The sequence below is a fragment of the Streptomyces sp. NPDC050509 genome (assembly GCF_044457965.1).
Classification (GTDB): Bacteria; Actinomycetota; Actinomycetes; order Streptomycetales; family Streptomycetaceae; genus Streptomyces.
Genome location: NZ_JBITHL010000010.1, coordinates 41,120 through 54,960, shown reverse-complemented (window position 1 = coordinate 54,960; position 13,841 = coordinate 41,120). Strand labels below are relative to the sequence as shown.

The following is a 13,841-nucleotide window of genomic DNA, read 5'->3' as shown; positions in this document are numbered from 1 at the left end:
GGGGGTGGATGGGTACGCAAGGATGCCTGGCGGCGAACGACTGGATCTGCGGGGAATATCTTCGCTCCCGTAGCCAGGAGTTGATCGACGCCACGGTCCAGCACGTGTGGATCACGGTGGTCTCGGTCGCCATAGGACTGCTGGTCGCATTTCCGCTCGCGCTGCTCGCGCGGAGCAGGCCCGCATTCACCGCCCCCGTACTGGGCCTGACGACCCTGCTCTACACGATTCCCTCGCTCGCGATGTTCTCGCTGCTGCTGCCGGTCTTCGGACTCTCCGCCGGTCTGGTGATCACGGGTCTCGTGCTCTATTCGCTGACCATTCTCGTACGGAACATCATGGCGGGACTGGCCTCGGTGCCGGAAGAGGCCAGGGAGGCCGCCCGCGGGATGGGGTACGGGCCGGGGCGGCTGCTCTGGGAGGTCGAGCTGCCGCTCGCGCTGCCCGCGCTCATGGCCGGCCTGCGGATCGCCACGGTGTCGACGGTCGCGCTGACGACGGTCGGTTCGATCGTGGGGCGCGGCGGGCTCGGCAATCTCATCGACGACGCGTTGCAGAGCTTCTTCAAGGCGCAGGTGCTGACGGCGTCCGTGCTGTGCGTGCTGCTGGCCGTCGTGGCCGACCTGCTGCTGCTCGGGGTCCAGCGGGCGCTGACGCCCTGGACCCGCATACGGACGCGCGCGGCGAAGGCGGTGGGGTGACCATGGGGTTTCTCGGGGACGCGTGGAGCTGGCTGGCGACGGGGGCCAACTGGTCGGGCGACGGCGGGGTGTGGCAGCGGCTGGAGGAGCACGTCGTCGTCAGCGGGGTCTCGCTGGCGCTCGCCTGTGCGATAGCCCTGCCCCTGGCGCTCTTCCTGGGGCACCTCGGCAAGGGCGGCGCGCTCGCCATCAACATCTCCAACGTGGGGCGGGCGATCCCCGTCTTCGCCGTGCTCGCGCTCTTCATGGTCTCGCCGCTGCGCAACTCCGGCTCGGTGCCGACGATCATCGCGCTGGTGCTCTTCTCGGTGCCGCCGCTGCTCACCAACGCCTATGTGGGCATGCGCGAGGTGGATCCGGCGGTGGTGGAGGCGGCGCGGGGCATGGGGATGTCCGGGCGCCAGGTCTTCGTCCGCGTGGAGCTGCCCCTCGCCTACCCGATGATCATGACCGGGCTGCGGTCGGCCGCCGTCCAGGTGGTGGCCACCGCCACCATCGCGGCGATGGTGGGACAGGGCGGGCTCGGCCGGATCATCACCGCGGGGTTCAACACGTACGACACCGGGCAGGTGGTCGCGGGCGCGCTGCTCGTCGCGCTCCTGGCGCTGCTCGTCGAGGGCGCGCTGGTGGCGCTGGACCGGGTGATCGACCCGGCGCCGTCCCTCGCCGGGACGCCTGACGACGGCGGGGGTCCCGCCCGTACGACCGGCCGTGCGACGACGGACGGCCGGGTGAAGACGAACGACCGGGTGAAGACGACCGTGTGACGACGACCCGTGTGATCACGACTGGCTTGGCTTTTCTGCTTCTTTGGAGAGTGGACATCATGAGCAAGACCTCGCGTTTCGCGGGCGCGGTACTCGCGGTGGCGGCACTGACCGCGTCGCTCGCCGCGTGCGGCGGCGACAGCCTGGAGAAGAACAAGAGCGGCGCGGACTCCGGTTCCGGTTCGGCTTCCGGATCCGGCGAGAAGGGCTCCCTGGTCGTCGGCGCCGCCGCGTTCACGGAGTCCAAGGTGCTGGCGGAGCTGTACGCCCAGGTGCTGGGCGGCGCCGGCTACTCCACGTCCGTCACGACCGTGAAGAACCGTGAGCTGTACGAGCCGTCCCTGGAGAAGGGCGAGATCGACGTGGTGCCCGAGTACGCCGCGACGATCACCGAATTCCTCAACGCCAAGGTCAACGGGGCCAAGGCGGCGCAGGAGAAGCCCCTCGCCTCCAGCGACACCGCGGCGACGGTCGCCGAGCTGAAGAAGCTCGCCGAGCCGCGCGGGCTGAAGGTGCTGCCCGCCGGGCAGGCCGTCGACCAGAATGCCTTCGCCGTCAGCAAGGAATTCGCCGACAAGAACAAGCTCAAGACGCTTTCCGATCTTGGAAAATCCAAGATCAAAGTCAAGATCGCGGCGGGCGACGAGTGCGAGGTGCGGCCCTTCTGCGCCCCGGGTCTCAAGAGGACCTACGGTATTGATGTAGCGGGCATCGACCCCAAGGGAGTCGGTACGCCGCAGTCCAAGCAGGCGGTCAAGGACGGCGTGGACCAGGTGGCCCTGAGCTCCACCACCGACGGCACGCTCGACAGTTACGGACTCGTGGTGCTGGAGGACGACAAGAAGCTCCAGAACGCGGACAACGTACTGCCGGTGGTCAATGCCAAGGACGCCGGTTCGCAGGAGATAGCCGATGCTCTCGGCAAGCTGACGGATGCCCTGACGACCGCCGATCTCGCGCAGTTGAACCTCAAGGTCGACTCCGAGCGCGCCAAGCCCGAGGACGTGGCCAAGGAGTATCTGGAGTCCAAAGGTCTGGTCAAGAAGTAGCCGAAGTGCGCCGCGTGAACGGTAAGCGGGCGGTAAGTCGCGGCAGGCAAAACGGAGTTCTGTAGAGGAAACAGGAGACGAGAGGGAGGGACGGGGGAGCGGAGTCGACAACAGGCCGGGAAAGATTGTCCGACCGGTGCCCCAATCGGCTTCCACGCACGGTAAATTTCAGGCCATGCCACGTGGACGCCACCGCCATTCCCCACCCCTCCACAAGCTTCTGCCGCCGACGGCGGTCGCCGGAGCCGCGGTTCTCTGCGCTGCGGGCTCCTGGCTGTTCGCGGATCCCCTGGTGCTCCGTGGGCTGATCACGGCGGCGGCCGTCGCCGCGGTCAGCGGCGCCGTCTTCATGCGGAGCTGGGACCGGAACGCGGGCCGCCGTGTCGCCGAGCTGACGCGCGGCCGGGAGAGCGACCACTGGAAGACCGAGGAGCGCATAGCCGAACTGGAGGCCGACGTCGAGGAGTCGCGCGAACTGCGCGCCAAACTGGACGCCAAACTCCGCTCCAAGCGGGTCGAGTTGGCGGGCCTGCGCGGCGAGCACGCCGCGCTGCTGCGCCGGTACGCCACCGCGGAGACCGAGCGGGCGACCGCCCTGGAGGGGCGGCGTCAGCTCGCCCTGGAGGCGGCGGCCGAGCCCAAGGCGCTGACGGCCGCGAGCGGCGGGCCGACCAAGGCCGCGTACGTCGGAGCGGCGCGCGCCCTGGACGAGCTGACGCGCAACGGCGTGACCCAGCAGGTGAAGCGCACCGTCGCGGCGGCCCGCGCCCGCGATCTGGCCGAGCGGGCGACGGAGGCGGAGGAGCCGCAGGGGAAGCACGCGGCGGCCGCCGGGGCGGAGCAGCACAGCCGCCCGGCGTCCGCCCTTCCCGCCTCCGCCACCCCGTCCGAGCCTCCCGTGCCGATCGCGTCCGCGATCGTCCCGTACTCCCCGATGGGTCGGCCCGGGCGTCGCCCCGAGGGCGGCTTCGACTTCTTCGGCGGCCAGTGCGCCCACGTCCTGGAGGACCAGAACGGTTCCGAGGACGGGGCAGGGGACGGCGACGGGGCCCAGGACAGGGCCCAGGCCGGGGAGACACCGGCGGACCCGGCGGAACCGGTTCGGGCTCCGGCCGCCGCCGCGCCCGTACCCCTGGACCGGCTGGCGCGCGTGGCGCGCGAGGACCTGGCCGACGTGGTGGGCGAAGAGGCGCTCGCCGAGCGGCGCAGGGCCGAGGAGCGGGGGATCGGCCAGGTCATCGACCTGACCGCGCACGACGAGACGGAGCAGCTTCCCCTCGGCGAGCTGCGCGGCGCGATCAGCTCGTAGGCGGTAAGGCCGTAGCGGCGCTACGGCCTTACCCGCTCACTTGTCGATGTCGCCGACGACGAAGAACAGCGACCCCAGGATCGACACCATGTCGGCGACCTGCGTCCCGGGCAGCAGTTCGGTCAGCGCCTGGATGTTGTTGAACGAGGCGGAGCGGAGCTTCAGCCGGTACGGCGTCTTCTCGCCCTTGGACACCAGGTAGTAGCCGTTGACGCCGAGCGGATTCTCCGTCCAGGCGTACGTGTGGCCCTCCGGCGCCTTCAGCACCTTGGGCAGCCGCTGATTGACCGGCCCCTGCGGCAGCTCGCCGATCCGGTCCAGACAGGCGTCCGCCAGCGCCAGCGCGTTGTGCGACTGCTCCAGCAGGCACTCGAAACGGGCCAGGCAGTCGCCGTCCTCCCGGGTCACCACCGTGAGTACGTCCGCCAGCTCGCCGTACGCGAGGTACGGCTCGTCGCGGCGCAGGTCGAAGTCGACCCCGGAGGCGCGGGCGATCGGCCCCGACACCCCGTACGCGTGCACCGCCTCCCGTGACAGCACCCCGACGCCGCGCGTGCGCCCCCGGAAGATCTCGTTGCCGAGGACCAGCCGGTCGTACACGTCCATCCGCGAGCGCACATCGGCGATCGCGTGCCTGGCCCGGCCCAGCCACCCCGCGGGCAGGTCCTCCTTGAGGCCGCCGACCCGGTTGAACATGTAGTGCATCCGGCCGCCGGAGACCTCCTCCATCACAGCCTGGAGCTCCTCGCGCTCCCGGAACGCGTGGAACACCGGGGTGATCCCGCCCAGTTCGAGGGGGTACGAGCCGAGGAACATCAGGTGGTTGAGGACCCGGTTCAGCTCGGCGAGCAGCGTCCTGAGCCAGACGGCGCGCTCGGGGACCTCCATGCCGAGCATCCGCTCGACGGCCATCACCACACCCAGCTCGTTGGAGAACGCCGACAGCCAGTCGTGGCGGTTGGCGAGCATCACGATCTGCCGGTAGTCGCGCGCCTCGAACAGTTTCTCCGCGCCCCGGTGCATGTAGCCGATCACCGGCTCCGCGTGCTGGATCACCTCGCCGTCGAGCACCAGGCGCAGCCGGAGCACCCCGTGGGTGGAGGGGTGCTGCGGACCGATATTGAGCACCATGTCGGTGCTCTCCGCCGCGCCGCCGATGCCGACCGTCGTCCGGGTGGTCTCCGTCATGGGCGACAGTCTCTCAGAGGCGCGCGGAGCCGCCGCGAACCCCCTTCGCCGTCCGCCGATCGCCGTCCTCCGACGTCAGAGGTCCCCCGGTCCCCACAGGTCCCGTGGTGTGATCCCGGCCGGCTGCGTCAGCCAGCCGAAGTCCCCGAGGCCGCCGCGCGCCGTCAGCTCCGCCGCCTCACCGGCCCCCGCGAGCGCCCGTACGTACGCCGCCGGGTCCGAGGACGCGAGAGCGAGCGGCGGGCGCGCCCCGCGCACGCCCAGCCGGTGCAGCGCCTCGCGCTGGCCGAGCAACTCGGCGCCGGGCAGCGGGCAGGCGTCCGCGCACGCGTCCAGCGCCACATGCGCGGTGAGGTCGCGGCTCCCGTCCGGTACGGGGGCCACCTCCCGGCCCGCCCGGAAACCGGTGAGCGTGCCGAACGGCGGCCGGGCGTCCCGTACGTGCGCGTAGTCCACGGCGACCGCGAGCCCCCGCTCCAGCGTGGAGACCGCCGCCGCCCACGCCTCGTCGCGCGGGCGGCCGATCTCCGCCCGGGTGCCGGGCCCGGCCGGCGGCCACCAGCGGGCGAGCCACCGCGCGTCGGCGCCCTCCACGGGCCCGCCCAGTTCCTCGGAGCCGTCCGGCCGTACGAGGACGTACCGTACGACTCCCTCGGGGTCCGTCTCGGCGATGTCGAGCGGCACGTTGTCCAGCCACTCGTTCGCGAAGAGCAGCCCGACGGTCCCGGCCGGCGGCTCCGCGCACCACTCCACGCGCGGGTCGAGCCCCGGCGGGCGCGGGGCGCGTTCCACGGCGTACGGGCGCACCGTCAGCCCCTCCGGAACCGCCGCCAGCACGCCGGTCAGCAGCTCACCCCGGCCCGCGCCGATGTCGACGAGCGCCACCTCGTCGCGGTCGAGCAGCCGGGCGGTCCGCACCAGCAGCCGGGCGACGGCCGCGGCGAAGAGGGGGGAGGCGTGCACCGAGGTACGGAAGTGGCCCGCGGGGCCCTCGGGACGCAGATAGAAGCCGCCGGGGCCGTACAGCGCCGCCTCCGCCGCCGTACGCCAGCGCACCGGCCGGGAGCCGGGTCCGGCTCCCGGCCCGGAACCGGGCCCGCCGCTTCGCGCTTCCCGCGACTTACACGTCTCACCCGTCACGTCATCCGTCACGGGGCCAAGTCTCCACCTTGGGGAGTAGGCTTCCGCCGACCGGATCGATCCTCCGGTTGACCCTCCGGCTTATCCGCTTCCCTACGCTGGGTTACGTGCAGCGCTTCTACGACTTTCTTCGACGACACCCGACGGGCGTCGACAGCTTCTGGGCTGTCCTGCTCTTCGGGATCTCGCTGTTGTGGGCGGTCCAGGAGAACAGCGGCGTCGAGCCACGGCTGATCGCGATCGCCTTGACCGTCCCGCTCTCCCTGGCGGTGGCGCTGCGCCGGCGCGTGCCCGAGTACATGCTGCTGCTGGTGGCGGCCGTGGGCGTCGCGCAGCTCGTGCTGAACGTCCATGTGAGCCCGGCCGACTTCGCGATGCTGGTCCTCATCTACACCGTCGCCGCGCGCGGCGGATCCCGCTGGGCCCCCCGGTTCGCGCTGGCCGGCGGCGTGCTCGCCGCACCGCTGTCACAGCTCCGCTGGCCGGTGGACGAGGCGGGCGTCGCGGGCCGGATCTTCTTCACCGCCGTGCTGACCGTGCCGTTCCTGCTGGCCTGGGTGCTGGGCGACTCGCTGCGGACCCGCAGCGCCTACTTCGCGCAGTTGGAGGAGCGCGCCACGCGCCTGGAGAAGGAGCGCGAGGCGCAGGCCAAGGTGGCGGTCGCCGCCGAACGCGCCAGGATCGCCCGCGAGCTGCACGACGTCGTCGCGCACAACGTGTCGGTCATGGTGGTCCAGGCGGACGGCGCCGCCTATGTCCTGGACGCCGCGCCCGACCAGGCCAAACAGGCCCTGGAGACCATTTCGACCACCGGGCGGCAGGCGCTCGCGGAGATGCGGCGGCTGCTGGGCGTGCTGCGGACCGGCGACGCCAAGGAGAGCGGGGAGTACGTTCCGCAGCCCGACGTCGGACAGATCGAGGACCTGGTCGAGAAGGTACGGGAGGCGGGCCTGGCCGTGGACTTCAAGATCGAGGGCACCCCGAGGCCGCTGCCCAGCGGCGTCGAGCTGACCGCGTACCGCATCGTGCAGGAGGCCCTCACGAACTCGCGCAAGCACGGCGGCCCGGACGTCGGGGCCAGCGTCCGGCTCGTCTACTTCGACGACGGGCTCGGCCTGCTCGTCGAGGACGACGGCCGGGGCGCGGCGCACGAACTGTACGAGGACGGCGGCGCGGACGGGCGCGGCCACGGCATGATCGGCATGCGGGAGCGGGTCGGCATGGTCGGCGGCACGCTGGACGCGGGCCCGCGGCCGGGCGGCGGTTTCCGGATCAGCGCGCTGCTGCCCCTGAAGGCGGGACACTAGTGCGTGTTTCGAAAGTCCCGCCCGGCCCGGCAAGCTCCGCGCCGTCGTGGCACCGGGCCCGGTGCCACCGTCCCTTCCGCGGCGACACCACCCTCCGCACCACTGATGGCCCCTACCGGACAAGGAACCCCCGATGTCGATCCGCGTGATGCTCGTCGACGACCAGATGCTGCTGCGGACCGGCTTCCGTATGGTGCTGGCCGCGCAACCGGACATGGATGTCGTCGCGGAGGCCGGGGACGGCGCGGAGGCGATCGAGAACCTGCGCTCCACCGAGGTCGACGTCGTCCTGATGGACGTACGGATGCCCCGGCTGGACGGCGTCGAGGCGACCCGCAGGATCTGTGCCGTGCCCGACGCCCCGAAGGTCCTCATCCTGACCACCTTCGACCTCGACGAGTACGCCTTCTCCGGGCTCAAGGCCGGGGCCAGCGGCTTCATGCTGAAGGACGTGCCCCCGGGCGAGCTGCTGAACGCGATCCGTGCGGTGCACAGCGGCGACTCGGTCGTCGCGCCGTCCACGACACGCCGCCTCCTCGACCGCTTCGCACCGCTGCTGCCCAGCAGCGGCAAGCCGAAGAACAAGGAGCTGGAACGGCTGACCGACCGCGAGCGCGAGGTCATGATGCTGGTCGCGCAGGGACTGTCGAACGGTGAGATCGCCGGACGGCTGGTGCTCTCCGAGGCGACCGTGAAGACCCACGTCGGCCGGATCCTCACCAAGCTCGGGCTGCGCGACCGGGTCCAGGTGGTCGTCCTCGCCTACGAGTCGGGACTGGTCAGGGCGGGCGGCGGAGCGGTCTGACCCGGGGGCCACGACACGCCTCCGGCCGCGGTGGGCCCTGGTCGGGCTGCGTGTCAGTCCCTCTCAGCGCGGCGCGCGCCCCTCAGCGCGGCAGTCCCTCCAGGAAGTCGCTGCCGAGCCTGGCCACCACGGTGACGTCGAGCTGATGCATCACATGGCGTCCGCGCCGCCGCGTCGTCAGGCCCGCTCCCGCTCCTGCTCCTCCCGCACACGGCGTACGAAGTCCTCGACCGCCGCCCGTATGTCCTGCGCCGTCCACTCCAGACCCGCCTCCGCCACGGTCACCTCCGTGAAGGCGAGGCCCGGGGGCCCGGCGGGCGCCGGGTGCCAGGTACGGAACAGCGTCACCTCCGTCTCCTCGGCCTGCCGCACCGCCGCCTCGGTCAGCACCTCCGGCGCGTACGGCAGCCACACCTGGAACTGGTGGGTGTGCGGCGGCTCGGGGTGGACGCGGAACCACGGGACCGGGGACGCGGCCAGGCTCTCCGCCAGCGCCGCGGCCACCACGCGCGCCTGCGCCACGTACGCGGGCAGCCGGGGCAGCTCGCGCTCCAGGCCCAGCAGGGCCGACAGAGCGGCCGGGAACTGCTGGAAGACCTGGCCGCCGTAGCGGTGGCGCCAGGCACGCGCCTCCTCCACCAGCTCCTCGGGGCCCACCAGCGCCGCGCCCGACAGCCCGTCCAGGGACTTGTAGAAGGACACGTACACGCTGTCCGCCAGGCCCGCGATCTCGGCGAGCGGGCGGCCCAAGTGCGCGACGCTCTCCCACAGGCGCGCGCCGTCGAAATGCACCACCGCGTCCCGCTCGCGCGCCGCCTCCACGACCGCGACCAGCTCGTCCCAGCCGGGCAGGACGAAGCCGGCGTCCCGCAGCGGCAGTTCCAGCATCAGCGTGCCGAAGGGCTCCGCCAGGTCCCGTATCTCCTGTGCGGTCGGCAGTCGCGGCTCCGTCGTCGGACGGACCGTGAGCAGCCCGCTCACCGCCGACAGCGCGTCGCGCTCATGGACCTCCGAGTGCGCGAGCGGATGCAGCGCCACCGTGCGGTTGCCCGTACGCCCCGCCCAGCACCGCAGCGCCACCTGCTGCGCCATGGTGCCCGTCGGGAAGAACACCGCGGCCGGGAAGCCGAGCAGCCCGGCCACGCGCCGCTCCAGCTCGGCGACCACCCCGTCCCCGTACATGTCCGCGGGATCGTCCAGGTCGTGCACCGCCCCCGCGTCCGCCGCGAGGGCCGCCAGCCGCTCGCCCAGCCGCAGATCCATGGCGGGGCGCGCCAGCGCGCGGCGGGATCCGCGCCACGCGGCCAGCCTCCGCCGCCGTACGGCCTCGTCCGCCCCGGCGGCCTTCCCGGTCTCCCCGGCCGTTCCGGGCTCCCCGGATTTCCCGGTCACCCCGGCCGTCCCGCTCGTCTCGTCCATGGACCGATGATGGCCCACCCCGGACCCGCCGTGGTGGGCCTGTGGATATCGCCCACAGCCTGTGGACAACTCGGGTGGCGGTGCGAAACGCTGGCGTAGCATGGCGAGAAATCGTCCGGTACCCCCTGCGGACTGGAACGGAAGGCCCTCGCGTGAACGCATCAGCTCAAGAGTCCTTCGATCCCCGGGACCGTCCCGCCCGGCTCACGGTCGGCGTCGTCGGCGCGGGCCGCGTCGGGCCGGCGCTCGCCGCGTCGCTCCAGCTCGCCGGTCACCGCCCGGTCGCCATCTCGGGCGTCTCGGACGCTTCCGTACGGAGGGCGGGCGCCCTGCTCCCCGACGTCCCGCTGGTCACCCCCGCCGAGGTGCTGGCCCGCGCCGAGCTGGTCCTGCTGACCGTTCCCGACGACGCCCTGCCCGGCCTGGTCGAGGGGCTGGTCGAGACCCGTGCCGTACGGCCGGGGCAGCTCCTCGTCCACACCTCGGGGCGGTACGGCACCCGGGTCCTCGACCCCGCGCTGCGGGCCGGCGCCCTGCCGCTCGCGCTGCACCCCGCGATGACCTTCACCGGCACCTCCGTGGACGTCCAGCGGCTGGCCGGCTGCTCCTTCGGGGTCACCGCGCCCGAGGAGCTGCGGCTGGCCGCCGAGGCGCTGGTCATCGAGATGGGCGGCGAGCCCGAGTGGATCGCCGAGGAGTCCCGCCCGCTCTACCACGCGGCGCTCGCCCTGGGCGCGAACCACCTGGTCACGCTGGTGGCGCAGTCCATGGAGCTGCTCCGGGCCGCCGGGGTCGCCGCCCCGGACCGGATGCTCGGACCCCTGCTCGGCGCGGCCCTGGACAACGCGCTGCGCTCCGGCGACGCGGCCCTGACCGGCCCCGTGGCGCGCGGCGACGCGGGTACGGTCGCCGCGCATGTCGCGGAGTTGCGCGCGCACGCCCCCGGCGCCGTCGCGGGCTACCTCGCGATGGCCCGTACGACCGCCGACCGGGCGCTGGCGCACGGGCTGCTCAAGCCGGAGCTGGCGGAGGACCTGCTCGACGTGCTCGCGGGCGGCGACAACGTCGGGGATACCCGCGGCGGTGGCACCGGAGGCACCCGATGAGCCCGATCAGCCCGGCCGCACGGACCGGCCCCGCCGGACAGGCCGCCGAGACCGGAGAGCCCGGACGGGCCGGAGAGCCCGGACGGGCCGGAGACACCGGACGGACCGGAGAGACGGATCCCATGAGTTTCGAACTCGCCGCCACGCGCGCGGACCTCGACCGCCTCCTGGACCGACGCGCCCCCGGCGCCCGGATCGGCGTCCTGTTGACGATGGGGGCGCTCCACGAAGGCCACGCGACGCTCGTACGCGCCGCCCGCACCCGGGTAGGCCCCCAGGGCCTGGTCGTGGTCACCGTCTTCGTCAACCCGCTCCAGTTCGGCGCCGGGGAGGACCTGGACCGCTATCCGCGCACCCTTGAGGCCGACCTGAAGGTCGCGCGGGAGGCCGGCGCCGATGTGGTCTTCGCGCCGGGCGCCGACGAGGTCTACCCGGGCGGCGCCCCGCAGATCACCCTCTCTGCGGGCCCCATGGGCGAGCACTTCGAAGGCGCCTCACGCCCCGGTCACTTCGACGGCATGCTCACCGTCGTCGCCAAGCTCCTCCATCTCACCCGCGCCGATGTCACCTTCTTCGGCCTCAAGGACGCCCAACAGCTCGCGCTGGTCCGCCGGATGGCCCGCGACCTGAACTTCCCCGTCGAGATCGTCGGCGTACCGACGGTCCGCGAGGACGACGGCCTCGCGCTCTCCAGCCGCAACCGCTACCTGTCCGTGGCCGAGCGCCGTACCGCCCTGGCGCTCTCCCGTGCCCTGTTCGCCGCCCGCGACCGGCTCGCGGCCCAGCACGCGCTGCGCGCCCGCGCCGCGTCCGCCCCGGCGCCCGGCGCCCGTGCCGCCGGGCTCTCCGCCCTCGGCGAGCCGCGCCTCGCGGCCGACGCCCACGCGGTGGCCGCCGCCAGGACCCCGGACGGTACGGAGCCCGCCGCGGCCCCCGCGGCGTACCGGCCCTGCGGGGCGGACGCCGTACGGGCCGCCGCCCAAGGTGTCCTCGACGACGCCGCCCGCGCCGTACCGCCGCTGGACCTCGACTATCTCGCCCTGGTGGACCCCGCCGACTTCACCGAGGTCCCCGACGGCCACACCGGCGAGGCGGTCCTCGTCGTCGCCGCGAAGGTCGGCACCACCCGGCTGATCGACAACATCCCCCTGACCTTCGGAGCCCCCCAGTGACCGGACGCCCGACCGGAACCGGAATACGGCTGACCGCCCCCGCCCCCGGCTGGGCCGTCGAGGCCGATGTCGTCGTGGTCGGCTCCGGCGTCGCCGGACTCACCACCGCCCTGCGCTGCACCGCCGCCGGTCTCCGTACCGTCGTCGTCACCAAGGCTCGGCTGGACGACGGCTCCACCCGCTGGGCGCAGGGCGGCATAGCCGCCGCCCTCGGCGAGGGGGACACTCCCGAGCAGCACCTCGACGACACGCTCGTCGCCGGCGCCGGACTCTGCGACGAGGAGGCGGTCCGCACCCTGGTCACCGAGGGCCCGGCCGCCGTACGCCGCCTCATCGACACCGGCGCGCGCTTCGACGCCTCCGCCGAGGGCGAGCTGCACCTCACCCGTGAGGGCGGCCACCACCGCCGCCGCATCGCCCACGCGGGGGGCGACGCCACCGGCGCCGAGATCTCCCGCGCCCTGGTCGAGGCGGTCCGCGAGGCCGCGCTCCACACCGTCGAGAACGCGCTCGTCCTCGACCTCCTGACGGACGAACAGGGCCGCACGTCGGGCGTCACCCTCCATGTCATGGGCGAGGGGCAGCACGACGGCGTCGGCGCCGTCCACGCCCCCGCCGTGGTCCTCGCCACCGGCGGCATGGGCCAGGTCTTCTCCGCGACGACCAACCCCCCGGTCTCCACCGGCGACGGCGTGGCGCTGGCGCTGCGCGCGGGCGCGGAGGTCTCCGACCTGGAGTTCGTGCAGTTCCACCCGACGGTGCTGTTCCTCGGCGCCGGGGCCGAGGGCCAGCAGCCGCTGGTCTCGGAGGCGGTACGCGGCGAGGGCGCCCACCTCGTCGACGCCGAGGGCGTCCGCTTCATGCTCGACCAGCACGAACTGGCGGAGCTGGCCCCCCGCGACATCGTCGCCAAGGCGATCATGCGCCGGATGCGCGAGCGGGGCGCCGAGCACATGTATCTCGACGCGCGGCACTTCGGCGCCGAGATGTGGGCGACCCGCTTCCCGACGATCCTCGCCGCCTGCCGCTCCCACGGCATCGACCCGGTGACGGAGCCGATCCCGGTGGCACCCGCCGCCCACTACGCGTCCGGGGGGATCCGTACGGACCTGCGCGGCCGTACGACGGTCCCGGGCCTGTACGCGAGCGGCGAAGCCGCCTGTACGGGGGTCCACGGAGCCAACCGGCTGGCCTCCAACTCCCTCCTGGAGGGCCTGGTCTTCGCGGAGCGCATCGCCGCCGACATCGCGGAAGGAGCAGTGCGCGGCGCCGGGGACGGGGCCGGGGGCGCCACGCCCCGGCGCGGGCCCGCCGAGGCCGCCGCCGTACCGGTCGAACGGGCCGGCACGCTCCATCTCCCGCTCATCGCCCCCGAGGCCCGCGCCGGCATCCAGCGCGTCATGTCCCGGGGCGCCGGAGTGCTCCGCTCCGCCGCGAGCCTCGAAGGAGCCGCGGAGGCCCTGGAGGCCGTGTTCCAGCACGCCCTGAGCCCGGACACCGAACGGCCCGCCGACACCGAACGGCCCGCCGACGCCGAACAGCCCGCCGGGACCCCCGGCAAGGCCGCCGTCCCAGGCGTCGACGCCTGGGAGACGACGAACCTCCTCTGTGTCGCGCGCGTCCTCGTCGCCACCGCCCTGGAGCGCGAGGAGACCCGCGGCTGCCACTGGCGCGAGGACCGGCCCGAGCGCGACGACGCCAACTGGCGCGCCCACCTCGTCGCCCGGCTCGCACCCGACCGCGGCCTGGTGCTGCGCCGTACCCCGACGGCCGCCTTCCCGCCCGTCGACCCTCCTTACGCCGACCTCTCCCAGGTCGAGCCCTCTTACGTCGATGACGTACCCCCACGTCCAGCCAACGCCCCCAGGGAGCCGTAAC

General features: G+C 73.2%; 12 protein-coding genes. 9 read left to right on the top strand and 3 right to left on the bottom strand.

Annotation, left to right across the window (positions count from 1 at the left end):
* Positions 1-8 precede the first annotated feature (8 nt).
* The 4 genes from ACIBJC_RS27540 to ACIBJC_RS27525 all read left to right on the top strand — a co-directional run bounded on the left by ACIBJC_RS27540 (position 9) and on the right by ACIBJC_RS27525 (position 3,826).
* A complete protein-coding gene (locus ACIBJC_RS27540; RefSeq protein ID WP_329822198.1) occupies positions 9-701 on the top strand; it encodes an ABC transporter permease in 693 nt (230 codons plus the stop codon).
* Positions 702-703: 2 nt separating this feature from the next.
* Positions 704-1,468: an ABC transporter permease gene (locus tag ACIBJC_RS27535; RefSeq protein WP_399296913.1), complete on the top strand. Its 765-nt coding sequence runs from the start codon at positions 704-706 to the stop codon at positions 1,466-1,468.
* A 59-nt stretch (positions 1,469-1,527) separates the two neighbouring features.
* Complete coding sequence (locus tag ACIBJC_RS27530) at positions 1,528-2,517, top strand: ABC transporter substrate-binding protein (RefSeq protein WP_399296911.1); 990 nt, start codon at positions 1,528-1,530, stop codon at positions 2,515-2,517.
* A 175-nt stretch (positions 2,518-2,692) separates the two neighbouring features.
* Positions 2,693-3,826 (top strand): coiled-coil domain-containing protein, encoded by a 1,134-nt coding sequence (locus ACIBJC_RS27525; protein WP_399296909.1) that lies wholly within the window; start codon positions 2,693-2,695, stop codon positions 3,824-3,826.
* A gap of 36 nt (positions 3,827-3,862) precedes the next feature.
* Here the strand turns inward: ACIBJC_RS27525 and ACIBJC_RS27520 are convergent, their stop codons facing one another.
* Both ACIBJC_RS27520 and ACIBJC_RS27515 read right to left on the bottom strand, forming a co-directional pair.
* Positions 3,863-5,014, bottom strand: a complete 1,152-nt coding sequence (locus ACIBJC_RS27520; protein ID WP_399296907.1) for an NADH-quinone oxidoreductase subunit D — start codon at positions 5,012-5,014, stop codon at positions 3,863-3,865.
* Positions 5,015-5,089: 75 nt separating this feature from the next.
* Positions 5,090-6,070: an SAM-dependent methyltransferase gene (locus ACIBJC_RS27515; protein ID WP_399296905.1), complete on the bottom strand. Its 981-nt coding sequence runs from the start codon at positions 6,068-6,070 to the stop codon at positions 5,090-5,092.
* Between the two features lie 191 nt (positions 6,071-6,261).
* Here ACIBJC_RS27515 and ACIBJC_RS27510 point away from each other — a divergent pair, with 191 nt between their 5' ends.
* Together ACIBJC_RS27510 and ACIBJC_RS27505 are read left to right on the top strand one after the other, a co-directional pair.
* Positions 6,262-7,461 (top strand): histidine kinase, encoded by a 1,200-nt coding sequence (locus ACIBJC_RS27510; protein WP_399296903.1) that lies wholly within the window; start codon positions 6,262-6,264, stop codon positions 7,459-7,461.
* A 133-nt stretch (positions 7,462-7,594) separates the two neighbouring features.
* A complete protein-coding gene (locus tag ACIBJC_RS27505; RefSeq protein WP_399296901.1) occupies positions 7,595-8,266 on the top strand; it encodes a response regulator in 672 nt (223 codons plus the stop codon).
* 177 nt (positions 8,267-8,443) lie between these two features.
* Here the strand turns inward: ACIBJC_RS27505 and ACIBJC_RS27500 are convergent, their stop codons facing one another.
* Complete coding sequence (locus ACIBJC_RS27500; protein WP_399296899.1) at positions 8,444-9,685, bottom strand: threonine aldolase family protein; 1,242 nt, start codon at positions 9,683-9,685, stop codon at positions 8,444-8,446.
* Positions 9,686-9,837: 152 nt separating this feature from the next.
* Between ACIBJC_RS27500 and ACIBJC_RS27495 the strand changes: the two genes are divergently transcribed.
* From ACIBJC_RS27495 to ACIBJC_RS27485, 3 genes are all read left to right on the top strand, one after another.
* Positions 9,838-10,791 (top strand): Rossmann-like and DUF2520 domain-containing protein, encoded by a 954-nt coding sequence (locus ACIBJC_RS27495; protein ID WP_399296897.1) that lies wholly within the window; start codon positions 9,838-9,840, stop codon positions 10,789-10,791.
* A gap of 122 nt (positions 10,792-10,913) precedes the next feature.
* Positions 10,914-11,963, top strand: a complete 1,050-nt coding sequence (gene panC, locus ACIBJC_RS27490; protein ID WP_399297319.1) for a pantoate--beta-alanine ligase — start codon at positions 10,914-10,916, stop codon at positions 11,961-11,963.
* Positions 11,960-13,840, top strand: a complete 1,881-nt coding sequence (locus tag ACIBJC_RS27485) for an L-aspartate oxidase (protein ID WP_399296895.1) — start codon at positions 11,960-11,962, stop codon at positions 13,838-13,840. Before panC ends, ACIBJC_RS27485 begins: the two co-directional genes overlap by 4 nt.
* Position 13,841 lies beyond the last annotated feature (1 nt).

What these genes read in the sequence shown, in the direction of transcription:
- ACIBJC_RS27530 (WP_399296911.1), top strand. Translation starts at nt 1,528, where the DNA reads ATGAGCAAGACCTCGCGTTTCGCGGGCGCGGTACTCGCGGTGGCGGCA.
- ACIBJC_RS27540 (WP_329822198.1), top strand. Translation starts at nt 9, where the DNA reads ATGGGTACGCAAGGATGCCTGGCGGCGAACGACTGGATCTGCGGGGAA.
- ACIBJC_RS27525 (WP_399296909.1), top strand. Translation starts at nt 2,693, where the DNA reads ATGCCACGTGGACGCCACCGCCATTCCCCACCCCTCCACAAGCTTCTG.
- ACIBJC_RS27535 (WP_399296913.1), top strand. Translation starts at nt 704, where the DNA reads ATGGGGTTTCTCGGGGACGCGTGGAGCTGGCTGGCGACGGGGGCCAAC.
- panC (WP_399297319.1), top strand. Translation starts at nt 10,914, where the DNA reads ATGAGTTTCGAACTCGCCGCCACGCGCGCGGACCTCGACCGCCTCCTG.
- ACIBJC_RS27520 (WP_399296907.1), bottom strand. Translation starts at nt 5,014, where the DNA reads ATGACGGAGACCACCCGGACGACGGTCGGCATCGGCGGCGCGGCGGAG.
- ACIBJC_RS27505 (WP_399296901.1), top strand. Translation starts at nt 7,595, where the DNA reads ATGTCGATCCGCGTGATGCTCGTCGACGACCAGATGCTGCTGCGGACC.
- ACIBJC_RS27500 (WP_399296899.1), bottom strand. Translation starts at nt 9,685, where the DNA reads ATGGACGAGACGAGCGGGACGGCCGGGGTGACCGGGAAATCCGGGGAG.